22 protein-coding genes are annotated in these 23,469 nt (G+C 71.0%); 13 read left to right on the top strand and 9 right to left on the bottom strand.

Annotated features, from left to right (window positions below; genetic code table 11):
- Nucleotides 1-49: 49 nt before the first annotated feature.
- Genes EWH70_RS10980 through EWH70_RS10970 form a run of 3 tightly spaced genes read left to right on the top strand, consistent with a single transcriptional unit; the run spans nt 50 to nt 2,641 of the window.
- On the top strand, nt 50-637 hold the full coding sequence (locus EWH70_RS10980) for a helix-turn-helix domain-containing protein (protein ID WP_130475221.1): 588 nt from the start codon (nt 50-52) through the stop codon (nt 635-637).
- Complete coding sequence (locus tag EWH70_RS10975; RefSeq protein WP_130475220.1) at nt 634-1,929, top strand: MFS transporter; 1,296 nt, start codon at nt 634-636, stop codon at nt 1,927-1,929. Before EWH70_RS10980 ends, EWH70_RS10975 begins: the two co-directional genes overlap by 4 nt.
- On the top strand, nt 1,817-2,641 hold the full coding sequence (locus EWH70_RS10970; RefSeq protein WP_130475219.1) for a metallophosphoesterase family protein: 825 nt from the start codon (nt 1,817-1,819) through the stop codon (nt 2,639-2,641). Before EWH70_RS10975 ends, EWH70_RS10970 begins: the two co-directional genes overlap by 113 nt.
- 100 nt (nt 2,642-2,741) lie before the next feature.
- On the opposite strand, the gene EWH70_RS10965 is transcribed toward EWH70_RS10970, so the two are convergent.
- From EWH70_RS10965 to EWH70_RS10955, 3 genes are all read right to left on the bottom strand, one after another.
- Nucleotides 2,742-3,335, bottom strand: coding sequence for a class I SAM-dependent methyltransferase (locus EWH70_RS10965; RefSeq protein WP_130475218.1), 594 nt, complete (start codon nt 3,333-3,335; stop codon nt 2,742-2,744).
- Nucleotides 3,322-4,899, bottom strand: a complete 1,578-nt coding sequence (locus EWH70_RS10960) for an MFS transporter (protein WP_165436233.1) — start codon at nt 4,897-4,899, stop codon at nt 3,322-3,324. Before EWH70_RS10960 ends, EWH70_RS10965 begins: the two co-directional genes overlap by 14 nt.
- Nucleotides 4,900-4,974: 75 nt before the next feature.
- Nucleotides 4,975-5,859 (bottom strand): PAC2 family protein, encoded by an 885-nt coding sequence (locus tag EWH70_RS10955; protein WP_420809049.1) that lies wholly within the window; start codon nt 5,857-5,859, stop codon nt 4,975-4,977.
- Between the two features lie 51 nt (nt 5,860-5,910).
- Here EWH70_RS10955 and metH point away from each other — a divergent pair, with 51 nt between their 5' ends.
- Together metH and EWH70_RS10945 are read left to right on the top strand one after the other, a co-directional pair.
- Nucleotides 5,911-9,474 carry a methionine synthase gene (gene metH, locus EWH70_RS10950; protein WP_130475216.1) on the top strand — a complete coding sequence of 1,188 codons (3,564 nt, stop codon included), beginning with the start codon at nt 5,911-5,913 and terminating at the stop codon, nt 9,472-9,474.
- Nucleotides 9,471-10,157, top strand: a complete 687-nt coding sequence (locus EWH70_RS10945; RefSeq protein ID WP_240686924.1) for an HAD family hydrolase — start codon at nt 9,471-9,473, stop codon at nt 10,155-10,157. Before metH ends, EWH70_RS10945 begins: the two co-directional genes overlap by 4 nt.
- A 376-nt stretch (nt 10,158-10,533) precedes the next feature.
- Here EWH70_RS10945 and EWH70_RS10940 read toward each other — a convergent pair whose 3' ends face one another.
- Complete coding sequence (locus EWH70_RS10940) at nt 10,534-11,340, bottom strand: class I SAM-dependent DNA methyltransferase (RefSeq protein WP_130475505.1); 807 nt, start codon at nt 11,338-11,340, stop codon at nt 10,534-10,536.
- 173 nt (nt 11,341-11,513) lie between these two features.
- On the opposite strand from EWH70_RS10940, the gene EWH70_RS10935 reads away from it, so the two are divergent.
- From EWH70_RS10935 to EWH70_RS10920, 4 genes are read left to right on the top strand one after another with little or no spacing between them, the layout of a single operon-like run.
- Nucleotides 11,514-11,777, top strand: coding sequence for a phosphoribosyl-ATP diphosphatase (locus EWH70_RS10935; RefSeq protein ID WP_130475215.1), 264 nt, complete (start codon nt 11,514-11,516; stop codon nt 11,775-11,777).
- Nucleotides 11,778-11,815: 38 nt separating this feature from the next.
- The gene (hisG, locus tag EWH70_RS10930) at nt 11,816-12,661 is read left to right on the top strand and encodes an ATP phosphoribosyltransferase (RefSeq protein WP_130475214.1); all 846 of its coding nucleotides are present in this window, start codon (nt 11,816-11,818) and stop codon (nt 12,659-12,661) included.
- 4 nt (nt 12,662-12,665) lie between these two features.
- Nucleotides 12,666-13,604 (top strand): AEC family transporter, encoded by a 939-nt coding sequence (locus EWH70_RS10925; RefSeq protein ID WP_130475213.1) that lies wholly within the window; start codon nt 12,666-12,668, stop codon nt 13,602-13,604.
- On the top strand, nt 13,604-14,416 hold the full coding sequence (locus tag EWH70_RS10920) for a DUF3626 domain-containing protein (RefSeq protein WP_130475212.1): 813 nt from the start codon (nt 13,604-13,606) through the stop codon (nt 14,414-14,416). Before EWH70_RS10925 ends, EWH70_RS10920 begins: the two co-directional genes overlap by 1 nt.
- Here the strand turns inward: EWH70_RS10920 and EWH70_RS10915 are convergent.
- The 3 genes from EWH70_RS10915 to EWH70_RS10905 all read right to left on the bottom strand — a co-directional run bounded on the left by EWH70_RS10915 (nt 14,405) and on the right by EWH70_RS10905 (nt 17,116).
- Nucleotides 14,405-15,340, bottom strand: coding sequence for a ParA family protein (locus EWH70_RS10915; RefSeq protein ID WP_130475211.1), 936 nt, complete (start codon nt 15,338-15,340; stop codon nt 14,405-14,407). The two genes, EWH70_RS10920 and EWH70_RS10915, sit on opposite strands and share 12 nt — an antisense overlap.
- A gap of 90 nt (nt 15,341-15,430) precedes the next feature.
- Complete coding sequence (locus EWH70_RS10910; protein ID WP_130475210.1) at nt 15,431-16,216, bottom strand: thioesterase family protein; 786 nt, start codon at nt 16,214-16,216, stop codon at nt 15,431-15,433.
- A 3-nt stretch (nt 16,217-16,219) separates the two neighbouring features.
- Nucleotides 16,220-17,116, bottom strand: a complete 897-nt coding sequence (locus EWH70_RS10905) for a RecB family exonuclease (RefSeq protein WP_130475209.1) — start codon at nt 17,114-17,116, stop codon at nt 16,220-16,222.
- Nucleotides 17,117-17,277: 161 nt separating this feature from the next.
- Here EWH70_RS10905 and EWH70_RS10900 point away from each other — a divergent pair, with 161 nt between their 5' ends.
- Together EWH70_RS10900 and EWH70_RS10895 are read left to right on the top strand one after the other, a co-directional pair.
- Nucleotides 17,278-18,429, top strand: a complete 1,152-nt coding sequence (locus EWH70_RS10900; protein ID WP_130475208.1) for a site-2 protease family protein — start codon at nt 17,278-17,280, stop codon at nt 18,427-18,429.
- Between the two features lie 52 nt (nt 18,430-18,481).
- Nucleotides 18,482-19,318, top strand: coding sequence for a tRNA (adenine-N1)-methyltransferase (locus tag EWH70_RS10895; RefSeq protein ID WP_130475207.1), 837 nt, complete (start codon nt 18,482-18,484; stop codon nt 19,316-19,318).
- 385 nt (nt 19,319-19,703) lie between these two features.
- On the opposite strand, the gene EWH70_RS10890 is transcribed toward EWH70_RS10895, so the two are convergent.
- Both EWH70_RS10890 and EWH70_RS10885 read right to left on the bottom strand, forming a co-directional pair.
- Nucleotides 19,704-20,240: a hypothetical protein gene (locus tag EWH70_RS10890; RefSeq protein WP_130475206.1), complete on the bottom strand. Its 537-nt coding sequence runs from the start codon at nt 20,238-20,240 to the stop codon at nt 19,704-19,706.
- A gap of 4 nt (nt 20,241-20,244) precedes the next feature.
- The gene (locus EWH70_RS10885) at nt 20,245-20,991 is read right to left on the bottom strand and encodes a flagellar basal body-associated FliL family protein (RefSeq protein WP_130475205.1); all 747 of its coding nucleotides are present in this window, start codon (nt 20,989-20,991) and stop codon (nt 20,245-20,247) included.
- Nucleotides 20,992-21,236: 245 nt separating this feature from the next.
- Between EWH70_RS10885 and arc the strand changes: the two genes are divergently transcribed.
- Together arc and EWH70_RS10875 are read left to right on the top strand one after the other, a co-directional pair.
- Nucleotides 21,237-23,045, top strand: a complete 1,809-nt coding sequence (gene arc / locus EWH70_RS10880; protein WP_130475204.1) for a proteasome ATPase — start codon at nt 21,237-21,239, stop codon at nt 23,043-23,045.
- Between the two features lie 90 nt (nt 23,046-23,135).
- Nucleotides 23,136-23,468, top strand: a complete 333-nt coding sequence (locus tag EWH70_RS10875; RefSeq protein ID WP_130475203.1) for a hypothetical protein — start codon at nt 23,136-23,138, stop codon at nt 23,466-23,468.
- Nucleotide 23,469 lies beyond the last annotated feature (1 nt).

Raw genomic sequence — 23,469 nt, 5'->3', positions numbered from 1 at the left:
GCGATAGCAAGTGCTAGTCTTGAAAGAACTCTTTCGAAAGGCCTCTTTCATGTCTGAGCTGCCGGCCCGGCGCCGTGTCCGCGACGTGCAGGTGATGCGGGCGCTGGCCCACCCGCTGCGGACGTCGCTGCTCAACTACCTGCTGGCCGTCGGCCCGCGGACGGCCAGCGAGTGCGCGACGGCGGTGGGGTCGACGCCGTCCAACTGCAGCTGGCATCTGCGCCAGCTCGCCGAGTACGGGCTGGTGGAGCGGGCCGAGGCGGGTGACGGGAGGGAGCGGCCGTGGCGGGCGGCGGTGGTGGGGCTGGACTTCGGCGAGCTGGCCCCCGACCCCGCGTACCGGACCGTGCAGGTGGCCGCCGCGTCGGCCCGGCTGGCCGAGGACCAGCTGCTGGCACAGCGGTTCTTCGACAGCGTCGACCGGCTGGACGAGCGGTGGCGGGAGGCGTCGGCGCTCAACTCCTACAGCCTGCGGGTGACCCCGGAGGAGCTGACCGGCCTGCTGGAGCGGCTGGACGGGCTGCTGCGCCCGTACGTCACCACGGTGCGCGAGGACGCGCCGGGGGAGGCCAGGCCGGTGCACGTGAGCCTCGGAGCGTTCCCGCGCGTCGAGGCCGACGGCAAGCCGAGCACGTGAGTACCCCGCTGCGCCGCCCGGCGTTCGTCCGGCTGTGGCTGGCGTCGCTGTTCTCGGAGACCGCCGAGTGGATCCTGCAGGTGTCGTTGCCGCTGCTGGTCTACCGCCTGACCGGTTCGGCGTCGTCGACCGCGCTGAGCATGGCGCTGGGGCTGTTGCCCGTGGTCGCGCTGAGCCCGGTGGCCGGGGTGCTGGCGGACCGGCTGGACCGGCGGCGCGTGCTGTGCTGGGTGGTGGCGGCCCAGGCCGTCGCGGCGGTCCCGCTGCTGCTGGTGCGCGACGCCGGGCAGACCGGCGTCGTCCTCGCCGTGGTCGCGGCCCAGGCCGCGGCGGCCGCGGTGTTCGAGCCCGCCCGCAACGCCCTCGTCCCCACCGTCGCCGGTGCGGGCAACGAGGTCGCGGCCAACGGCCTGATGAGCGTGACGGCCAACCTGGCCCGGCTGGCCGGGGCGGGCCTGGGCGGGGTGCTGCTCGGGTCCGGGGGACCGGCCGCGGTGCTGTCCGGCTACCTGATCGCGCTGGCGGCGGCGTTCGGGTTGCTGCTGGGCCGGTTCGGCACACCGGTGCCGGGTGCGCGGGGTGGCTCGGTCGTCCGGGACTGGGCAGGCGGACTGGCCGAGATCGGCGGGAACGCCCGGCTGCGGCTGGTCGGCGCCGCCGTCGCGGTGATGTCGGTGGCGCAGGGCATGTTCGTGGTCCTGTTCGTGTTGTTCGTGACCGGTGTGCTGGCCGGGGGAGACGGCGAGGTCGGCCTGCTGCGTGGCGTGCAGGCCGTCGGCGGGCTCGCGGCCGGGGCGGCGCTGGCGGCCTGGGGCCGGCGGGTGGCGCCGGCGAAGGTCCTCGGCTGGGGCGGGGTGGCGATGGGCGTGGTGAGCGCGGTGCTGTGGAACAGCTCGCACCTGACCACGGCGCTCGCGGTGTTCGCCGGGCTGTTCGCCGTCGCGGGCGGCCCGGCGGTGGTCGTCGGCGCGGGGCAGCTCGCGACGGTCCAGGCCGCGACGCCGTCCGAGCTGGCCGGGCGGGTGCTCAGCACGGTGTTCGCGGGCGGCGCGCTGTGCCAGGTCGCCGGCATGCAGCTGGCGGCCGTGCTGGCAGGGCCGCTGGGTGTGGTGGGCGCCCTGGACGTGCAGGCAGGGTTGTTCGTCGTTGCCGGGGTCGTGGTCCTTTACGGTGGACGTCGTGCCGAACCTCTACGCGACCAGCGACCTGCACGTGACCCACGAAGGCAACGGCGAGATCGTCGACACGATCCGGCCCGAGTCGCCGCGGGACTGGCTGCTGGTGGCCGGTGACGTCGCCGAGCAGGTACCGGCGATCGTCGACACGCTGACCATGCTGCGCGACCGGTTCGACACGGTGATCTGGACGCCGGGCAACCACGAGCTGTGGACCACGCCGAAGGACCCGGTGCAGCTGCGTGGCCAGGCGCGGTACGACGAGCTGGTGCGCCGCTGCCGGGAGATCGGCGTGCTGACCCCGGAGGACGAGTTCGTCACCTGGCCGCATGGTCCGGAGCCGCTCACGATCGCGCCGTTGTTCGTGCTCTACGACTACAGCTGGCGGGTGCCGCGCACCGAGGGCCGGACGATCACCGAGGCGCTGGCCGACGCGAGGGAGGCCGGGGTGGTGTGCACCGACGAGTACTTCCTGCACCCGGACCCGTACCCGAGCAGGCAGGACTGGTGCGCCGAGCGGCTCAAGGTGTCCACGGCGAAGCTGGACGCCATCCCGGCCGACCGGCGCACGATCCTGATGTCGCACTGGCCACTGCACCGGCACCCGACCGACCCGCTGTACTGGCCGGAGTTCGCCCTGTGGTGCGGCACCACCGAGACCGCCGACTGGCACCTGCGCTACCGCGCCGAGATGGCCGTGTTCGGTCACCTGCACATCCCGCGTAACACGCAGGCCGACGGCGTGCCGTTCCGCGAGGTCTCGCTCGGCTACCCGCGCGAGTGGCGCAAACGCGCCCGCGGCCCAGTCCCGCTGACGAAGCTCCTGTGAGCCGGGCGGCCAATGCGGCTTTCGTCGCGTTCAAGTACCCCAATGTGGCATTGGGGTACTTGAACTCCCCCAATGCCACATTGGGGGCGGCAGCGCTCGGCTACCGGGCCCGCTTGATGTAGCGCATCCGGATGTTCTGCGGGCCTGCGCTGTGCTGCTGCCGGTCGAACGTCTGGTCCAGCAGCTTGGCCACCGGCATCCGGCGGCCCTTGGTGATCACCGGCCGCCAGAGGAACAGCACCAGCTGCCCGCCGGGCCGCAGCACCCGCTGCGCCTCCAGCACGGCGCCGAGCGGGTCGGGGAACTCCTCCAGGCTGTAGCCGTAGAACAGCGCGTCGACGCTGTCGTCGGGCATCGGCAGCTTGCAGCCGTCGCCGACCAGGTAGCTCATCCGCGCGCCGGTGGTGCCGGCCAGCTTGTCCCGCAGGGCGTCGAGGCTCTCGCCCGCCGGGTCGAGCGCGATCAGGTCCGTGCCCTCGCCGAGGTGCTCGCGCAGCGCGGCGGTGTAGAACCCGCCACCGCTGCCGACCTCCAGGCAGGTCATACCCTCCTCGCGGCGGACCCACTTCACGTCCCGCCTGGGCAGGTCCCAGCCGAGGACCGCGCGCAGCGCCGGGCTGCTGATCAGCCGGTACAGCGCCGCGGGGGTACGCCAGCCGGCCCGCACCTTCGGCTTGTCGTCAAGCGTGGTCATGGGGGACTCCTCCTGATCTGGGCATGAGCTTGGCAGCCGCGATGGCGGCGATGACGAACGCGCAGAACCCGGCGGCGAGGGCGAACGACAGCCCCTCGACGAAGGAGTCCCGCGCGACGGTGAGCAGGGTCTGGGCGGCCTGGCCGCCGAGGTGGCTTGCCGCGCCGGTCGCCTCGGTGAGCCCGAGCTGCGCCTGCCGCAGCGCCTCCTCCGGGACGCCGGGAGCGGGCAGGGTGGGCAGCGTCGCCGCGTACACCCCGGCCGCGACGCTGCCGAGCACGGCCACGCCCAGCCCCGCGCCCAGCTCGTAGGCCGTTTCCTCGACCGCCGACGCCGCACCGGCCTGCTCGGCGGGCGCCGAGGCCAGCAGCGCGTCGGAGGCTGCGGTGAGCGCCACCGACACCCCCGCGCCGACGGCGACCAGCACCGGGCCGAGCAGCCACAGGTTCTCCACGGTGGTCAGCCACAGCGCCGCAGCCCCGAGCGCGGCGGCGACGAGGGCGAACCCCCAGACGGTGACCGCGCGGTTGTCGAACCGCCGCAGCAGCGGCCCGGCCAGCAGGCTGCCCGCCACCGCGGCGACCATGACGAACAGCAGCCGCAGCGCCGCCGCCATCGGCTCCAGCGCCAGCACCAGCTGCAGGTACTGGGCGAACAGCAGCCCGAGGCCGACCAGCGAGATCATCACCAGCAGCACGCTGGCCACGGCGACGCTGAACGTCCTGCGCCGGAACAGCGAGACGTCCAGCAGCGGCACCCGCAGCCTGCGCTGCCGCCGGACGAACGCCACCAGCACGGCCAGGCCGAGCACCCCGGCCACCGGCCCGGCGACGTACATGATCCCGCCGTGCGAGGTCTGCTTGATGGCGAACGCGACGCCGAGGACACCGATCGCGGCCAGCACCGCGCTGGTCAGGTCCCAGCGCTCGCCGGGCGGGTCGGAGGACTCCGGGATCAGCCAGTAGGTCAGCGGCAGCGCCACCACCATCACCGGCACGTTGATCAGGAACGCCGCGTGCCAGGAGAACGTCTCGACCAGGAACCCGCCGAGCAGCGGGCCGAGCACGGCGCCCGACCCGGCGATGCCGCTCCACACGCCGATGGCGGTGCGCCGCTCGTCGCGGTCCGGGAACGCCTGCCGCAGGATCGACAGGGTGGCCGGCATGATCATGGCGCCACCGGCGCCGAGCAGGGCCCGGGAGGCGATCAGCACCGGGACGTTCGGCGCGAACGCCACCGCGAGCGAGGCCAGCCCGAACACCACGTAGCCGATGACGAGGATCCGCCGCCTGCCGAAATAGTCGCCGAGCGTGCCGAACGCCAGCAGCAGCGGCGCGGCCAGCAGCGAGTAGATCGCGATGATCCAGAGCTGCTCGGTGGCGGTGGGGTGCAGGTCGGCGGACAGCGCGGGCAGCGCCATGTGCAGGACGGTGGCGTCGATCGAGACCAGCAGCAGGCTGGTGCACAGGATCGCCAGCACGGCCCACCGGCGGCGGACCAGCGTCGACATCGGGGCACCGGGCTCATCCGGGGCAGCACTGCCGAGCTGAGCTTGCTGGGACATGCCTCCATCGTCCCGATCCGCCGGCTCCCCCGGCGACGGCGAAAAGTCTGATTCCACAGTCATCCTCTGGGCTGACTACCCGCCGGCCGGCCCCTCCGGCCTGCGCCTGCGCAGGTACCGCTCGAACTCCGCGGCCAGCTTGTCGCCGCTGCCCTCGTCGACGTGCAGCTGGTCGTCACCGCGTTCCTCCAGCTGGCGGACGTAGGCGCTGATCTCCTCGTCCTCGCCGGCCATCTCGCTGACCGTGCGCTGCCACTCCTCGGCCTGCTCGGGCAGCGCGCCCAGCGGGATCTCGATGTCGAGGATGTCCTCCAGCTTGTGCAGCAGTGCCAGCGTCGCCTTCGGCGAGGGCGGGTGGGAGACGTAGTGGGGGACCGCGGCCCAGACGGATACCGCCGGTATCCCGGCCTGCACGCACGCGTCCTGCAGCACCCCGACGATGCCGGTCGGGCCCTGGTAGCGGTTGCGTTCCAGGCCGAACCGGCTGGCGGCGGCCTGGTCGTAGGCGGTCCCGGTCACCGGCACCGGCCGCGTGTGCGCTGTGTCAGCGAGTAGTGCACCCAGTGTGACGACCGTGGCGACGTTCAGCTCCTCCATGTGCGCCATCAGCTCAGCGCAGAACTTCCGCCAGCGCATGTTCGGCTCCGGGCCCTGGACGAGCACGACGTCGCGGCCGGAGCCGGCGGGCTTGCAGACCGACAGCCGGGTCGTCGGCCATTCGACCCGCCTGGTCACCCCGTCCACCATGCGGACGGTCGGGCGGCTGACCTGGAAGTCGTAGTAGTCGTCCGGATCGAGCTCGACCAGCGGGCTGGCATCCCAGTTGAGCTGCAGGTGCTCCACGGCGGTACTGGCGGCGTCACCTGCGTCGTTCCAGCCTTCGAAGGCCACGATCATCACCGGCTGGGTGTCGTTCACGTGGTCGGCGGACTGGGTGGTCGGCTCATCGGGGTCAATCACGTGGTCAGCCTACGACCCTTTCCAGGGCATCCGGACCGTAGGCTGGTGGGCATGGCTGATCGTCTCTCCTCTCCGCTGCTAGACGCTCTGTCCTCGCGCGTGGTGGTGGCCGACGGCGCGATGGGCACCGCGCTGCAGGCACACGACCTGACCCTCGACGACTTCGCCGGGCTGGAAGGCTGCAACGAGATCCTCAACGTCACGCGACCGGACGTGGTGCGCGGAGTGCACCGCGGCTATCTGGAGGCTGGCGCGGACGCGGTGGAGACCAACACCTTCGGTTGCAACTTCGCCAATCTTGCCGAGTACGACATCCCGGAGCGCATCTTCGAGCTGTCGGAGATCGGCGCCCGGCTGGCCCGCGAGGTCGCCGACGAGTTCAGTACGCCGGACCGGCCGCGGTTCGTCCTCGGCTCGGTCGGGCCGGGCACCAAGCTGCCCACGCTGGGGCACGCGCCGTTCGCCACGCTGCGCGACGCCTACCAGGAGGAGGTCCGCGGCCTGCTGGCAGGCGGCGCCGACGCGGTGATCGTCGAGACCACCCAGGACATCCTGCAGACCAAGGCGTCGATCATCGGCGCGCACCGGGCCATGGCCGCCGAGGGACGGCGGATCCCGGTGATCGCCTCGATCACCGTGGAGACCACCGGCACGATGCTGCTGGGTACCGAGGTCAACGCCGCGCTGGCCGCGCTGGAGCCGCTGGGCATCGACCTGATCGGGCTCAACTGCGCCACCGGTCCCGCCGAGATGAGTGAGCACCTGCGGCAGCTCTCCAAGCACGCGCGGGTGCCGCTGTCGGTCATGCCCAACGCCGGCCTGCCCGAGCTTGGCCCCAACGGCGCGGTCTACCCGCTGGGCCCGGAGGGGCTGGCCGAGGCGCTGGTCGGGTTCGTCCGCGAGTTCGGCGTCGGACTGGTCGGCGGCTGCTGTGGCACCACCGACGAGCACATCCGGCAGCTGGCCGCGGCGGTCGCCGACCTCCAGCCGGCCACCCGGCGGCCCCGGCACGAGCCGGGTGTGTCGTCGCTCTACCAGGCGGTCCCGTTCCAGCAGGACTCCACCGTGCTGATGATCGGGGAGCGCACCAACGCCAACGGCTCGAAGGCGTTCCGCGAGGCGATGCTGGAGCAGCGCTGGGAGGACTGCGTCGCCATCGCCCGCGACCAGACCCGCGACGGCGCGCACATGCTCGACGTCTGCGTCGACTACGTGGGCCGCGACGGCTCGGCCGACATGGCCGAGATCGCCTCCCGCTTCGCCACCGCGTCCACGCTGCCGATCATGCTCGACTCCACCGAGATCGACGTCATCCGCACCGGCCTGGAGCACCTGGGCGGGCGGTGCGCGGTCAACTCGGTCAACTACGAGGACGGCGACGGGCCGGAGTCGCGGTTCACCAAGGTGATGCAGCTGGTGGCCGAGTTCGGCGCCTCGGTGGTGGCGCTGACCATCGACGAGGAGGGCCAGGCCCGCACGGCGGACAACAAGGTCGCCATCGCCGAACGGCTGATCGCCCAGATCACCGGCGAGTACGGGCTCGACGAGGCCGACATCATCGTCGACACACTGACCTTCACCATCGCCACCGGCCAGGAGGAGTCCCGCCGCGACGGCATCGAGACCATCGAGGCCATCCGCAAGCTCAAGCAGCGGCATCCCGATGTCCAGACCACGCTGGGGCTGTCCAACATCTCCTTCGGCCTCAACGCCGCGGCCCGGCAGGTGCTCAACTCGGTGTTCCTGCACGAGTGCGTGCAGGCCGGGCTGGACACGGCCATCGTGCACGCGTCGAAGATCCTGCCGATGTCGAAGATCCCGGACGAGCAGCGCAAGGTCGCGCTCGACCTGGTCTACGACCGCAGGGCCGAGGGCTACGACCCGCTGCAGGAGTTCATGGCCCTGTTCGAGGGGGTCACCGCGTCGTCGTCGAAGGAGTCCCGGGCCCAGGAGCTGGCCAAGCTGCCGCTGTTCGAACGGCTGGAGCGGCGCATCGTCGACGGCGAGCGCAACGGCCTCGACGACGACCTCGCCGAGGCGCTGAAGACCAGGCCGGCGCTCGAGATCATCAACAACACGCTGCTGTCGGGCATGAAGACCGTCGGCGAGCTGTTCGGCTCGGGTCAGATGCAGCTGCCGTTCGTGCTGCAGTCGGCCGAGGTGATGAAGGCGGCGGTGGCCTTCCTGGAGCCGCACATGGAGAAGGACGACTCCGGCGGCAAGGGTCGGATCGTGCTGGCCACGGTGAAGGGCGACGTCCACGACATCGGCAAGAACCTGGTCGACATCATCCTGTCCAACAACGGCTACGAGGTGGTCAACCTCGGCATCAAGCAGCCGATCACCACGATCCTCGAGGCCGCGGAGGAGAACAAGGCCGACGCCATCGGCATGTCCGGCCTGCTGGTGAAGTCGACGGTGATCATGAAGGAGAACCTGGAGGAGATGAACTCCCGAGGGGTCTCCACCCGCTGGCCGGTGCTGCTCGGCGGTGCCGCGCTGACCCGCTCCTACGTGGAGAACGACCTGACCGAGACCTACCTCGGCGAGGTCCGCTACGCCCGCGACGCGTTCGAGGGCCTGCGGCTGATGGACGCGATCATGGCCGCCAAGCGGGGCGAGTCGCCGATCGTCGACCAGGAGGCCGAGGCCAAGCGCGCCGAGCGCAAGGCCCGCCGGGAGCGCTCGCTGCGCATCGCCGAGGCACGCAAGGCCAAGCAGGAGGCCGAGCGCGGCGAGGAGGAGCCCGCCGGCCGCTCCGACGTCGCGGTCGACGTGCCGCTGCCGACGCCGCCGTTCTGGGGCAACCGGGTGATCAAGGGCGTTCCGCTGGCCGAGTACGCCGCGATGCTCGACGAGCGGGCGACGTTCATGGGCCAGTGGGGCCTCAAGGGCGCCCGCGGAGGCAATGGGCCGACCTACGAGGAGCTGGTCGAGTCCGAGGGCAGGCCGCGGCTGCGGCACTGGCTGGACCGGCTGACCGCGGATGGCGTGCTGGCCCACGCGGCGGTGGTGTACGGCTACTTCCCGGTCGTCGCCGAGGGTGAGGACCTGGTGGTGCTGGCCGAGCCCAGCGTGGATGCCGCCGAGCGCACCCGGTTCAGCTTCCCGAGGCAGAAGCGGGACCGGCGGCTGTGCCTGGCCGACTTCTACCGGCCGCGCGAGCTGGCCGAGCGCGAGGGCACGGTCGACGTCCTGCCGCTGACCCTGGTCACCATGGGCCAGCCGATCGCCGACTACGCCAACGAACTGTTCGCCAGCAACGCCTACCGCGACTACCTGGAGGTTCACGGTCTGGGCGTGCAGCTGACCGAGGCGCTGGCCGAGTACTGGCACCGCCGGGTGCGTGAGGAGCTTCGTTTCGCCGGCGGGACAGCCGTGGCGAGCGAGGACCCGGCCGACGTCGAGGAGTTCTTCAAGCTCGGTTACCGTGGCGCGCGGTTCTCCCTCGGCTACGGCGCCTGCCCGAACCTGGAGGACCGGGCCAAGATCATCGACCTGCTCCAGCCGGAGCGAATCGGGGTGAAGTTGTCGGAGGAGTTCCAGCTGCACCCCGAGCAGTCCACCGACGCCATCGTGTGTCACCACCCGGAAGCGAAGTACTTCAACACGTGACAGAACAGTCTACTGTGGACACATTGGCGGGCGTGCTGTGGGACATGGACGGCACGCTCGTCGATTCGGAGAAACTCTGGGACGTCGCGCTCAACGAGGCGGCCGAGTCGCTGGGCACCCGGCTGTCCGACGCGCAGCGGCTCAGCCTCGTGGGGTCCAATATGGACCACACGGCGCGGTTCCTGCTCGGCGTGGCGGGGCGGGAGCCGGACGCCGACTCGGTCGCGTGGATGGGGGAGTGGATCCGCAAACGCACGGAGCGGCTGTTCGACGACGCGCTGCCCTGGCGGCCGGGTGCCCGGGAGGCCCTGGCCGCCGTGCGGGCGGCCGGTGTCCCGGCGGCGCTGGTCACCTCGACCGAGCGGTCGCTGACCGAGCGGGCGCTGAACACCATCGGCCGGGAGTTCTTCGACACGATCGTCTGCGGTGACGAGGTCGGCGGCCGGAACAAGCCCGACCCCGAGCCGTACTTGTTGGCGGCTCGCCAACTGGGTGTGGACCCGGCGCGGTGCGTGGCGGTGGAGGACTCCCCGCCGGGTGCGGCGTCGGCCGCGGCGGCGGGCTGCACGGTGCTGGTGGTGCCCAACGACGTCCCGGTCGAGCCCGGCCCGCGCCGGATCTTCCGCGACACCCTGGTCGGCATGGACGTACCCGCGCTCGCGGCCCTGCTGCCAAGCACGTGAAGGGGGCCCTCACGGCATGAGACGCCGTGAGGGCGGCCAGGCGAGGACGGGGCTGGTCTCGCGATCTGGAATCGGCGTGCCGGACAGTGGGACCAGGTGGGCGGGAACGTACAACTCGCGCTTCAGAACCTACGACTCGCGCGACCGGCCCGTTCGCGCGAGCGACCGGCACTACGTGAGAACTCGGTCCACATGGTGAGTTCTGCGCTCACGCACGCGAGTTCTACCTTCCGGCCCGCGAGTTCTGCACTCGGGACCACCCACCTCGCCCTGCCGCACCCGGACTGTGCCGGGGCCCTGGCGTGAGACGCCGTGAAGGCCACCTTCACCACGTCACACGTAATGAAGGTGGCCTTCACGAGCGTGCCGGGACGGGTCAGGAAACCAGCTCGGCCGGGATGTCGGACTTCTTCGTCCCGACCACGGCGACGTAGTACAGCGGCTCACCGGCGATGTTCACCCGGTGCCGGTAGCGCTGTGACGTGCGCAGTTCCAGGATGCCCTGGTCCTCGCAGGCCTTGATGAGCCGCGCGAACCCGGACGTGTCGCCGTCCTCCAGGAACCGGTCCTTGATCGTGAACGCGATCCAGCCACCGTCGCTGATCAGGTTGAACGCGGCGCGGAACGCCTGCGGTGGGATGTCGGCGTACCCCAGCGCGGCGACGCAGCACAGCGTGTTGAATCTGGCCTCGGCCAGTGCTCTGGCGACCGGTTCGGGTGGCGCGGTCACGTCGGCGACGTGGTAGGCGTCGTACACGGACGGCCGCTCGGCCATCGCGGCGTCCCGTGCCTCCGGGATGATGTCCACGCCGACGAGCCCGCCGACGCCCACGCTGCGTAACTGTTCGCCGATCAGGCCACTGCCTGCCCCCAGGTCCAGCACCCGCAGGTCCTCGGCCTCGTAGCCGTCGCGCTGCAGCTGTTCTTTCAGCGTCTTCGCGATCACATCGGGCGACTGACAGTCGAGAATGTCGTGGAACAACTGTTCGTACATTCCGGGAATGCGGTAGATCTCGGCATAATCGTGAAACCTGATATCCCGCCATTCGCCGTCGAGCCAAACCGAGCAGTACTCGGCGTCCTGGTCGACCTCCTCCGGGCGTTCGGGCAGCTTGATCCTCAGATTCCCCGGGGTCGCCGGGGTTACGTCGGTCTTTCGGTCAGGTAGATCACGGTTTTCCATATCACTTCCTTTCTGCTCACCAGCGCGGTGCGCATCGATTGGTTCCTTGCCAGCCAAGTGGAATTCCGGGGAAACGTCAACTTTGCTGTCCGCCATTCGGCGGTGTGACCCGCACGGCACCCCGGGCATCCCGCCGCGTGCCACGCCGGGCCGGATGGAAGGATCTACAGGCCGTGAAGACCTTCGATGAGCTGTTCGCCGAGCTGACCGAACGGGCCAGTGCCCGGCCCGAGGGCTCGGGCACCGTCGCGGCACTCGACGCCGGCGTGCACGCGCAGGGCAAGAAGGTGCTCGAGGAAGCCGGCGAGGTGTGGATCGCGGCCGAGCACGAGTCCGACGACCGGCTCGCCGAGGAGATCTCCCAGCTGCTGTACCGGGTCCAGGTCCTGATGCTGGGCCGGGGCCTGACCACCGAGGACGTCTACCGGTACCTGTGACCGGGCAGGGACGAGACGAACGAGACGAAGGAGCGGACGTGCTGCGTGTCGCGGTGCCGAACAAGGGAGCGCTGGCCGGGGCGGCCGCGGAGATGCTCGGCGAGGCGGGCTACCGGCAGCGGCATGAGCAGCGCGACCTCACCGTCCTGGACCCGGCCAACGACGTCGAGTTCTTCTTCCTGCGCCCCAAGGACATCCCGATCTACGTCGGTTCCGGTGAGCTGGACCTGGGGATCACCGGGCGTGACCTCGCGCTGGACTCCGGTGCTCCCGTCGAGGAACTGCTGTCGCTGGGCTTCGGCGGCTCGACCTTCCGCTACGCCGCGCCCGCCGGTCACGACTGGAAGGTCGCCGACCTGCACGGCAAGCGGCTGGCCACGTCCTACCCGCGGCTGGTGCGCCAGGACCTCGCCCGGCACGGTGTCGAGGCCGAGGTGATCCGCCTGGACGGCGCCGTCGAGATCTCCATCCAGCTCGGCGTCGCCGACGCGGTCGCCGACGTCGTCGGCTCGGGTCGCACGCTGCGCCAGCACAACCTCGTCGCGTTCGGCGACCCGATCTGCGTGTCGGAGGCGGTGCTGGTGCACCGCGCGGGCAGCGAGCCGGCGAAGCCCAAGTCGCAGCTGGTCGCGCGCCTGCAGGGGGTCGTGTTCGCCCAGCAGTACATGATGCTGGACTACGACTGCCCGAGGACGCTGCTGGAGGCGGCCATCGGCATCACGCCCGGCCTGGAGTCCCCGACGGTGGCGCCGCTGGCCGACCAGGACTGGGTCGCCGTGCGCGCGATGGTGCCGCGCAAGGACGTCAACCGGACCATGGACGAGCTGGCCGAGGTGGGAGCCAAGGCCATCCTGGCCTCCGACATCCGCGCCTGCCGCCTGTGACACTGTGACCGGCGCTCTGGCGGCGTTCGCGCCGATCTGGGTACTGACCGGCCTCGGCTACCTGCTCCGGCGGTTCGACGTGCTCGGCGAGCGGGCCGACGCGGTGCTGACCCGGTTCGTGTTCCTCGTCGCCATGCCGGCGGTGCTGTTCAGCACGCTGATCGGCACCCCGTTCACCGCGCTGGTCAACGAAGGCGTGCTCGCCTTCGTGGCAGGCACGGTCGTGGCCGCCGCGCTCGGCTTCGCCGTGTCGCTGCTGGTGTTCCGGCGGAAGCTGGCCGAGCGGACCCTGTCCACGGCCGTCGCGTCCTACGTCAACGCGGGCAACCTCGGCATCCCGGTCGCGCTGCAGGTGCTGGGCAACTCGACGTTCATCGTCGCCGTGCTGCTGTTCCAGTCGCTGGTGATGATGCCGTTGATGCTCGCGGTCGTGGAGACCGGCGTGGCCGGCGGTAAGGGTGTCCGGGTGCGGACGCTGCTGACCCTGCCGGTCCGCAACCCGGTGATCGCCGCGTCGCTGCTCGGGGTGATCGTCGGCAGCCTCGGTCTCGACCTGCCGACCGTCCTGCTGGAGCCGATCCACACGCTGGGTGACGCCGGGGTGGCGTGCGCGCTGGTGGTGCTCGGCATGTCGCTGCGTGGCGACCGGGCGGACGGCCCGGCGCCCGCACGACGGTGGGAGATCGTCACCATGGTCGCGCTGAAGGTCGTCGTGCAGCCCGCGGTCACGTTCGGCGCCTGCCTGCTGCTGGGACTGCCCGGTCCGCTGCTGTTCGCCGCCGTGCTGTGCTCGGCCTTGCCGACCGCGCAGAACATCTTCATCGCGGCCGGCCGTTACGCGGTGGAGGTGCGGTTCGTCCGGGACTGTGTCCTGATCAGTACTCTCTGTTCCATGGTCACCCTCTCCCTGATCGCCTGGCTGCTCGGCGCGGCGGTGCTGTGATGGGTGCCGGTCCGCACGAGCGCGCGCTGGCCCACGTGGCGGCCCGCGCCGCCGGGCCGCCGATCGACCCCGCCCGGCGCGTCGTCGTCCACTTCCACCCCGAGCGGCTGGCAGGTGGGGTGCCGCTGCTGGCGGCGCTGGCCAAGGACGGCGTGTACCGCTCGCAGTTCGAGACCGGCACCAGCAACGGCGGGCTGACCGCGTTTCCCGGCGGCGACCGCTGGCGCTGGGAGAGCCGGATGTTCGGCGGCGCCTACGACGCCGCGCCCGCCACCGAGCGGCCCAAGTACGGCGCGCTCGACCTGCCGGGCAGGCTGGCGCCCCGGTTCGGCTCCGCCTACCTGCGCCTGGCCGGGCATGTGCTGGAGCGGGCCACGTTCTGCTTCCCGGACAGCGTCTACCAGCCGTCGACGGTCGGGGTGGCCGCGGCCATGGAGCTACCCGGGCCGGGCAGCCTCGCCGACCCGCTGGACGACTACGTCGAAGCCCAGATCCACGGGCCGCTGCGGATCGACACCGACGTCGAGGCACTCGTGCTCGACCCGTGCTTCCGCGGCACCGAGGTCGCCGAACTCGCCGAACTGCTGCCCTGCCCGGTGGAATGGCACGACGGCTACCGGGTGTCCGTCGACGTCCTGCGCGAACATCCCGCCTACCGCGGCCAGGACATCGTCGACCTCGCCGTCGCGCTGGCGGTGGACGGCCGGCTCGACGCCGCCGTGATCGGCGCCGCCGCCAACAGCGGGCGCATCGACCGCCAGGCCCTCAAGCGGGTCTGGCACTACGTGGCCAGGTTCGGCTCAGCGCGCTGACCGGGGCTTCTTCGGCAGCAGGTCGTAGAGCTTCTTGCGGGTGCCGTTGTCGTTGACGTTGCGGGCCTCGGCCACCTCGGTGATGAAGTCCTCGAAGGAGAACTCCTGCTCGCCGGGCACCACCCTGGTCGCGGGCTGCTCCCGCCTGCGGTGTTCGAGCGCCTGCGCGATCTGGTGGAACGCCACGGCCTGCACGGTCTCCGGGGCGAATGTCGTCACCGGGACGCCGTGCGCGGCGGCCTCGTTCATCACCACGCCCAGCGGCACGTGCGGCAGGATCGGGAAGCCGGTCTGGGCCAGCTCGGCCAGCGCCGCGTTCGCGTAGCCGGACATCGGCCGCCGGTACAGGCCCGGCACCAGCCCGAAGATCGGGATGGGTTCCCGGTTGACCGAGCCCTCGACGAACCGCAGCTGGTCGTGCAGCAGCCGCAGCGCCCGGATGCTCGTACGGTCCGGCTGCACCGGTACGAGGATGCCCGAGGTGGCGGTCAGCGCGTTGTTGGTGAGCACGTCCAGCGCCGGCGGGCAGTCGATGATCACGTGGTCGTAGTTGGCGAACTGGATGACCCTGGCCAGCTGCCAGCCCGGCACCCGGAACTGGTCGAGCCTGCGGATCAGGTCGAACATGCCGGGGGAGGTGGGGATGACGTCGAACGTGCCGCCGCTGCCGATCTTCGCCCTCGGGTGGGTCACGGCCAGCTCCTCGACCGGCCCCTTCCACATCTTGGTGAGTGCCTTGGCCATGCTCGGTGCCTCGGGCGGCACCTCGGGCAGGCCGAGCATCTCCGTCGTGGCGTGTCCCTGCGGGTCGAGGTCGATGAGCAGGACCCGGTGTCCCTGCTCGGCGAGCGCGGCGGCAGCGCCGACGCTGAGCGCGGTCTTGCCGACCCCGCCTTTCTGGTTGACCACCGAGGTGATCTGCATGCAGGAAACTCCAGGCTCGTCGGAAGTACACCGCAGGCGTCGAAGGTTATTCGATCGGGCACTCCAGCGGTGGGACGCCGCGCGTGCGTGTCAGCGGCGCCGCACCATCAGGGCCTGCGCCCCGCCCGCCACCTGACCGGACACGTCGTGCAGCACGCTGCTGGCCGTGCCGATGCCGTGCGGTCCGATCAGCGTCTGCGCGTCCAGGCCGATCCACTCGCCCGCCGGCGGGCGCAGGATGTGCACGGTCAGCTCGCTGTTGATGAACCACCACTCGCGGGGGTCGAGGAAGTTCGACGCGCCGTTGCCCGAGTCGGCGACGGTGAACAGCCGCTGCAGCGGCGACGGCTGCTCGCCGGCGACCAGCGGGATCCGCTGCCGGGCCCACACGGCCGTGGCGCCGAGGTGGTCCAGACCGCCGGTGACGACGCGCCAGTCCATCGCGTTGAGGTAGCCGCCCAGCCAGGTGTCCGGCCAGGACGCCGGGCCCAGCGAGTCGGGGGACGGCAGCACGTCGCCCTTGGCGGTGGCCACCTCGGTCGAGTCCGAGGTGGCGATGCGCCACGCCGCTGCCCTGGCCACCGGCCGGTCGCCGCTGGCCAGCTCCGCCGACAGCAGCTCGACCGAACGCCCCGGCCGCTCGATGCGGGCCCGCACGGTGAACTCGGCGATCGGTGCCGGGCCGAGGATCTCGACGGTCACCCTGGCCAGCTGGCACTCGCGGTCGGCCTCGATTCCCTCCAGCGCCCGCACCAGCAGCGCCGACGGCGGCCCGAAATGCTGCGCGTCGGGCGACCACGGGCCCGCGGTGTGCTCGGTCGCCCGGTAACGGCCCTCGCCTTCGGGGCCTTCGGGCAGGTAGAACGCCTCTGTCACTACTCAGTCCGCTCTGTCCAGTGGGCTTTCCTCCCCGCTGTCCGGCTCCGGCCAGCCGGGGTACTCCGGCGGTGTGCCGCCGAACTCGGGGCAGTGTGCCTGGTGATCGCACCAGCCGCACAGCTTGCTCGGGCTGGGCCGGAAGTCACCGGTCTTGCCCGCTCGCAGGATGGCCTGCCAGATGGCCTCCAGCGTGCGTTCGAAGCGGCGCAGCTCGGCCTCGTCCGGCGAGTAGACCAGCGACTGGCCGTCGGTGAGGTACATGAGCTTGAGCTGGCGGGGCACCACGCCGCGGAGCCGCCAGAGCACCACGGCGTAGAACTTCATCTGGAACATGGCCTTGGCCTCGCCGATCAGCCTCGGCGCGGCGCCGGTCTTGTAGTCGACCACCCGGATCTCGCCGGTCGGGGCGACGTCGATGCGGTCGACGTACCCGCGCAGCAGCACGCCGGATCCGAGTTCGATCTCGACGTGCTGCTCGCACGCCTCGGGCTCGAAGCGGTTCGGGTCCTCCAGGCCGAAGTAGCTGTCCACCAGGGTGCCCGCCGAGGCCAGCCAGTCGGAGACCTCGTCCGGTTCGCCGGAGGCGAACAGCTCGGCCCACTCCGGCCGCTCGGCCGACAGCTCCTGCCAGGCGGGCTCCAGCATGGCCTTGACCTGGTCCGGGCTGCGCTGCCCGGCGGGCAGCGTGAACAGCTTCTCCAGCACCGCGTGCACCAGCGTGCCGCGGACCTGGGCCTTGGTGGGCCGCTCGGGCAGCCGGTCGACCGCCCGGAAGCGGTACAGCAGGGGACACTGCTTGAAGTCGCTGGCCCGCGAGGGCGAGAGGGCAGGCCGGCGGGGTTTCGAGTCTTCCTCTGTCTCTGCCGACGGCTCGGCAGCTGTCCCCGCGGTGCTCATGCCCCAGAGCGTAGGGCAGGGGTACGACGCTCCCGCGAGTCGTACGTTCCCCCGCGCGAGTCGTACGTTCCCCCGCGCGAGTCGTACGTTCTCCCGCGCGAGTTCACCGTTCGGGTGCCGTGATTACCGCCGTCCCACACCTGGGCGCTTACCATGCCTGCATGGCCGCGACCAGCGAACACGTGCCACCCGGCCGCAGGGCCGTCCGGGTGGACGGCGGCCTGCTGCTGTTCCGCGTCGGCGGGGTGCCGGTGCTGCTGGCGCCGTCCTGGTGGATCGGCTCGCTGATCGTCGTCGTGCTGTACGCGCCGTTGGTGGAACGGCTCCTGCCGGGTGCCCGGGTGGGCACGTCGTGGGCGCTGGCGGCGGCGTTCGCGGTGCTGCTCGGCCTGTCGGTGCTGGCCCACGAGCTGGGGCACTGTGTCGTCGCGCTGCGGCTGGGCATCCCGGTCCGGCGGCTGCGGCTGTTCCTGCTGGGCGGGCTGTCCGAAATGACCAGAACGCCCCGTAAGCCCAGTCACGAGGGCGTCGTCGCCGCGGCGGGTCCGATCGTGTCGGTGCTGCTGGCGGGGTTCTGCGGGCTGCTGCTGTTCGCCGTGCCGCCCGGTGGCGCGGCCTGGCTGCTGGTTGCGCAGTGCGCGGTCGCCAACCTCGCGGTCGGGGTGTTCAACCTGCTTCCCGGCCTGCCGCTGGACGGCGGCCGCATGCTGCGAGCCGGGCTGTGGGCTCTTACCGGGACCCGGGCCCGGGGGACGAAGGCCGCCGTCGTCGGCGGCTGGATCGTCGCGGGTGCGCTCATGGTGTGGGCGCTGTGGGGGATGGCCGCCGGCAGTGACGACCGCTGGCTGCGGCTGGGCGTCTGCGTGGTGACGGCGTGGTTCGTCGTCGCGGGGGCCGGGTCGGAGATGGCCGCCGAGGGCAGGCGGAGCTGGCCCGAGGACCTGCAGCCCGCCCAGCTGATCCGGCCCGTGCTGCAGCTGCCCGCGGAGAGCCCGGTCGGTGACGCGCTCGCCGCGTCCGCGGGCAGGGGAGTGGTGCTGGTGCGGGCCGACGGTGTGGCCGCGGGCCTGCTCGACGAGCACGCGGCGCAGCGGCTGGCAGCCGAGTCGCCGAACGCTCCGGCGGAGCTGGCCGCGGAGCCGATCCGGGCCGAGACCGTGCTGCTGTCGTCGGAGCCGGGGGAGGAGATCGCCGAGCGGGTCCGGGAGACCCCGGCGTGGCAGTTCCTCGTCGTCGACGAGGAGGGCAGGCCGTCCGGTGTGCTGCGCAGGGAGGACCTGCGGGCGGCGATGACCGGGTGGCGTCCGGCCTGATCCGGGCCTCTGCGAGGATCGTGCGCTGATTCGCAGAGCGCAGGGAGGTTCGGTGTCCGCAGGGGGGCCGTTTCGCGTCGGTGACCGTGTGCAGCTGACCGACCCCAAGGGGCGGCACTACACGATCGTCCTCAGTGAGGGGGGCGAGTACCACACGCATCGCGGGGCGCTGGCGCACGACGACGTGATCGGCAAGCCGGAGGGATCGGTGATCGTCTCGGCGGGCGGTACGTCGTACCTGGCGCTACGCCCGCTGCTGGCCGACTACGTGCTGTCGATGCCGAGGGGCGCGCAGGTCATCTACCCGAAGGACGCGGCGCAGATCGTGATGTGGGGCGACGTGTTCCCCGGCGCGCGCGTGCTGGAGGCAGGCGCCGGGTCGGGTGCGCTGACCTGCTCGCTGCTGCGGGCGGTCGGGCCGACCGGCAGCGTTACCTCGTACGAGGTGCGGGACGACCACGCCGACCACGCCCGCAAGAACGTGCGGCGGTTCTTCGGCGAGGAGCCGGAGAACTGGTCGCTGACCGTCGGCGACGTCGCGGAGCACACCGGCGAGGTCGACCGCGTGGTGCTCGACATGCTGGCGCCGTGGGACGTGCTGCCGACCGTGCGGGAGCACCTGGTGCCCGGCGGGGTGCTGGTGGTCTACGTGGCGACCACGACGCAGCTGTCAAAGGTGACCGAGGCGTTGCGGGAGCAGCAGAACTGGACCGAGCCGCAGGCGTGGGAGACGCTGCTGCGGCCGTGGCACGTGGTCGGGCTGGCCGTCCGGCCGGAGCACCGCATGGTGGCGCACACGGCGTTCCTGCTGACGGCACGCCGCCTGGCCGACGGCGTCACCCCGCCGCGTCCCCAGCGGCGGCCGAACAAGGCCAACCCCGGCGCCTGAACGATGTGGACCGGGGTTCTCACGTTGTGCCGATCGCCTGCGTGAACGGCCCGTTCGCGCGAGTCGTACGTTCTGGGGCGCGAGTCGTAGGTTCTGGCGCGCGAGTTGTACGTTCCCGCGCGGTCCCGGCAGTCGGGTGGTGTACGTGAAGGTGGAGTTCGCGTGCGGGAGCGTGGGACTCGCGTGCAGGAAGGTGGGACTCGCGGGGCCACGGGGTGGGAGGCGTGTCTCACGCTATGAACTCCACGCTCGTGCACGCGAGTTCTGCGTTCCGGCACGCGAGTTCCACGCTCACGCACGATCACCCCGCCCCGGACTTTGCCGGGGCCCTGACGTCTCACGTGGTGAAGGTGGCCTTCACGTGCCTTGAACGGAGCGAGGATGCTCAGCCGGGTATGCACCAGCGGTTGTACTGGCGCAGCAGGGAAAAGTCGGTGTCCCGGTGGTTGCTGCCGACGGTGACGCGGACGCTCACGATCGCGGTCGCGTCCTGGACGGCGGGCGGTTTGACCAGTGCGGCCTGGTAGTCGCCCGCCTTGTTCCAGGTCTCCTGCAGCTTGGCAATGGCTGTCTCGCTGGGCTGGACGCACGTGATGGCGGCGTAACGCCTGGCGTCCCTGGCGTTCATCGCCTCGATGATGGCCTGCGCGGCCGCCTCGGGGCTGGCCTCGCCCCGGCCGGAGGCGGGCGGCCGGGTGCTCGACGGTACCGCGCTGGACGGCGCCGCCGAGCTGAGCGGCGCGGGACTGGGCTGCGGTGGTCCGGCGTCGGCGGGGACCGCCTTGCCCGCGACCGCGCTGGAACCCGGGAGCAGGACGGCGAGCACGACGATCGCCGCCACGGCCAGCCCGGCCCCGGCGAGTGCGGCCACCAGCCCGGCCCGGGACTTCTCCTCGGGCCGGGTCTCCCAGGGGTAGGTCATCGCGTCAGGTACCGGGGACGGTGATGCACCAGTCGCTGCCGTTCTTGCGCTCGGCGTCCAGGTTCTGCTTCTGGGTCTTGCCCTCCGACGTCAGGACCAGCGCGATCTTGCCCTTGCCCGCGACGACCTTGGGGTCGCCGTCCAGCTTGATCGACGAGCCGGGCGGGGCGGGGGTGAGCGTCGGCTTGATCTTGTCCGGCGTGCACACGGTGCCGGCGACCTTGTCCCGGTCACCCTTGAGCAGGCCGTCGGAGAACGTCTCGGCGAGCGTCCGCAGCGCGGACACGTCCTCGGGCGAACCGGTGTCAGCGCCGGGCGCGTCGCTGGTCGGCGCGCTCGACTTCTTGCCGGAACTCGGTCCCGGCGCGGCGGGGGCGGAGCTGCTGGGGTTCGGCGGCTGGGCGGCGGTCTGGTTGCCGTTGCCCTCGTCGTCCCCGGTCAGCAGCAGGATCGCCGTGACGGCACCGCCGACGAGGAGCACGCCGAGCACCGACAGCCCGACGATCAGGCCCGTTTTGCTCTTCTTGGGCGGTTCCTGGTCGAACCCGCCGCCCTGCTGCGGGTACTGGCCATAACCGCCGTGCTGTTGTTGCTGGTCCCAGCCCTGCTGCTGCGGCTGGCCCCAGCCCTGCTGGGGCTGCGGGCCGCTGGGCGGGAAGCCCTGCTGTGGAGGCTGCTGACCGTAGGGGCCCTGCTGGCCGTACGGTCCCTGCTGGCCGTAGGGACCCGGCTGCTGCGGTGGGTAGGTCATCGAAGCCCCCTGGAAGTCTGGTGACGGTTGCGGCAGCCGCGGTGGGGTACCCGGCTGCTGCCATGAACGCACGGTAGCGGTTTGCTCCCCGTGGCCTGTACCGGGTTGGACCATTGCGCTTCGACGGAGTCCGTGCTTGAGACCGATCTTGTTCGCGACGCGCCGATCCTGTGATGCGGATAGGGCTTCTCATGTCGGTGATCGCCGGTACCGTGGACTGAAAAGCACTCCGAGGAGGTGCCGACATGCAACACAACCTTCCCGGAGGTCGGCCTGAGGACGCCGACCCGACCGATCCGAATGGACCCGACGTCAGGCCCGATGACCAGGCACGACAGGTTCGCTTCCTGGAAGAGGAAGTCGCCCTGCTGCGCCGGAAGCTCACCGAGTCTCCACGTCAGAACCGGGTGCTCGAGCAGCGGCTCGCCGAAGCATCGGAGCGAGTGAACCAGCTCACCGAGCGGAATAACAAACTGGTCGAGACGCTGCGCGAGGCACGCGGCCAGCTGCTCGCTCTGCGTGAGGAGGTCGACAGGCTCGCGCAGCCACCCAGTGGATACGGCGTCTTCGTCGAGTCGTACGAGGACGGCACGGTCGACGTCTACACCGCGGGCCGGAAGATGCGCGTGTCGGTGTCGCCCGCGGTCGAGGTGGAGACTCTGCGGCGCGGGCAGGCACTGCGGCTGAACGAGGCGCTCACCGTCGTCGAGGGTGGCGACTTCGAGCGGACCGGCGAGGTCTGTGCGCTGCGCGAGGTCCTGGCGCCGTCCGTCGAGGGCGGCAGCTCACGGGCGCTGGTCGTCGGGCACGCCGACGAGGAACGCGTGGTGTTCCTCGCCGACCCGCTGGCCGAGCAGCCGCTGAAGCCGGGGGATTCGCTGCTGGTGGACTCGAAGGCGGGCTACGCCTACGAGCGGGTGCCGAAGGCCGAGGTCGAGGACCTGGTGCTGGAGGAGGTCCCGGACGTCAGCTACGAGGACATCGGTGGCCTGGGCAGGCAGATCGAGCAGATCCGCGACGCCGTCGAGCTGCCGTTCCTGCACGCCGACCTGTACCAGGAGTACCAGCTGCGGCCGCCGAAGGGCGTGCTGCTGTACGGCCCGCCCGGTTGCGGTAAGACGCTGATCGCCAAGGCCGTGGCCAACTCGCTGGCGAAGAAGGTGGCGCTGGCCAGGGGCGACGACGACGGAGCCGAAGCGAAGTCGTACTTCCTCAACATCAAGGGCCCCGAGCTGCTCAACAAGTTCGTCGGTGAGACCGAGCGGCACATCCGCCTGATCTTCCAGCGGGCACGCGAGAAGGCGTCCGAGGGAACGCCGGTGATCGTGTTCTTCGACGAGATGGACTCGATCTTCCGTACCCGGGGCAGCGGTGTGTCGTCCGACGTTGAGACGACGATCGTGCCGCAGCTGCTGTCGGAGATCGACGGTGTCGAGGGCCTGGAGAACGTCATCGTCATCGGCGCCTCCAACCGGGAGGACATGATCGACCCGGCCATCCTGCGGCCGGGCCGGCTGGACGTGAAGATCAAGATCGAGCGTCCGGACGCCGAGGGTGCGAAGGACATCTTCTCCAAGTACCTGGCCGAGGGCCTGCCCATCCACGCCGACGATCTGGCCGAGTTCGGCGGCGATCCGAAGGCGACGTTCGACGCGATGATCCAGCACACCGTCGAGCGGATGTACGAGGAGAGCGACGAGAACCGGTTCCTGGAGGTCACCTACGCCAACGGGGACAAGGAAGTCCTGTACTTCCGCGACTTCAACTCCGGCGCGATGATCCAGAACATCGTGGATCGGGCGAAGAAGGCGGCGATCAAGTCGGTGCTGGAGACCAAGCAGCCCGGCCTGCGGGTGCAGCACCTGCTGGACGCGATCGTCGACGAGTTCGCGGAGAACGAGGACCTGCCCAACACCACCAACCCGGACGACTGGGCACGCATCTCGGGCAAGAAGGGGGAGCGGATCGTCTACATCCGCACCCTCGTCACCGGGAAGAACCAGGACTCCGGCAGGGCGATCGACACGGCCACGAACACCGGCCAGTACCTCTGACCGAAGCCAGGGTGGCCCGCTCCCGTCGGGGCGGGCCACTTCGGCGTGTCCGGACACCGACTGGTGTATAACGCCCTATACTGCGGGGCCATGAGCGAATCGTCGCCGGTGTCGGCTCCGATCACGTCAGCGCAGGTCACCGAATGGCTGGAGACGGTGGCCGTGGCCGTCCGGCGGGGCGAGGTGAGCCCGGATGAGCTGATCGAGTTGCTCGGGCAGTTGCGGTCCGCGTCGACGGCGTTCGCCAACGCCTCGGACTGGACACTGCTCGCGGCCAGGGAGGCCGGCGCCAGCCTGCGGCAGATCGCGCCAGTGTTCGGCAAGGGGTACGTACGGGCTCCCGCCGCGCGGCTGGAGAAGCTGCACCGGCAGGTCCTCAACTCCGATCAGTTCCTGGAACTGCTGCGGCGTAAGGGTGTTTGAA

Origin of the sequence: Amycolatopsis suaedae (assembly GCF_004214935.1) — a bacterium.
In the GTDB taxonomy this organism is placed as follows: domain Bacteria; phylum Actinomycetota; class Actinomycetes; order Mycobacteriales; family Pseudonocardiaceae; genus Amycolatopsis; species Amycolatopsis suaedae.
Note: the sequence above shows the minus strand (reverse complement) of the source record. Positions and strands in the feature narration are given on the sequence as shown.

Excerpts from the sequence above, each read along its gene's own strand:
- EWH70_RS10980 (WP_130475221.1), top strand. The coding sequence starts at position 50 with ATGTCTGAGCTGCCGGCCCGGCGCCGTGTCCGCGACGTGCAGGTGATG.
- EWH70_RS10965 (WP_130475218.1), bottom strand. The coding sequence starts at position 3,335 with ATGACCACGCTTGACGACAAGCCGAAGGTGCGGGCCGGCTGGCGTACC.
- EWH70_RS10960 (WP_165436233.1), bottom strand. The coding sequence starts at position 4,899 with ATGTCCCAGCAAGCTCAGCTCGGCAGTGCTGCCCCGGATGAGCCCGGT.
- metH (WP_130475216.1), top strand. The coding sequence starts at position 5,911 with ATGGCTGATCGTCTCTCCTCTCCGCTGCTAGACGCTCTGTCCTCGCGC.
- EWH70_RS10940 (WP_130475505.1), bottom strand. The coding sequence starts at position 11,340 with ATGGAAAACCGTGATCTACCTGACCGAAAGACCGACGTAACCCCGGCG.
- EWH70_RS10920 (WP_130475212.1), top strand. The coding sequence starts at position 13,604 with ATGGGTGCCGGTCCGCACGAGCGCGCGCTGGCCCACGTGGCGGCCCGC.
- EWH70_RS10915 (WP_130475211.1), bottom strand. The coding sequence starts at position 15,340 with ATGCAGATCACCTCGGTGGTCAACCAGAAAGGCGGGGTCGGCAAGACC.
- EWH70_RS10905 (WP_130475209.1), bottom strand. The coding sequence starts at position 17,116 with ATGAGCACCGCGGGGACAGCTGCCGAGCCGTCGGCAGAGACAGAGGAA.
- EWH70_RS10900 (WP_130475208.1), top strand. The coding sequence starts at position 17,278 with ATGGCCGCGACCAGCGAACACGTGCCACCCGGCCGCAGGGCCGTCCGG.
- EWH70_RS10890 (WP_130475206.1), bottom strand. The coding sequence starts at position 20,240 with ATGACCTACCCCTGGGAGACCCGGCCCGAGGAGAAGTCCCGGGCCGGG.
- EWH70_RS10885 (WP_130475205.1), bottom strand. The coding sequence starts at position 20,991 with ATGACCTACCCACCGCAGCAGCCGGGTCCCTACGGCCAGCAGGGACCG.
- arc (WP_130475204.1), top strand. The coding sequence starts at position 21,237 with ATGCAACACAACCTTCCCGGAGGTCGGCCTGAGGACGCCGACCCGACC.
- EWH70_RS10875 (WP_130475203.1), top strand. The coding sequence starts at position 23,136 with ATGAGCGAATCGTCGCCGGTGTCGGCTCCGATCACGTCAGCGCAGGTC.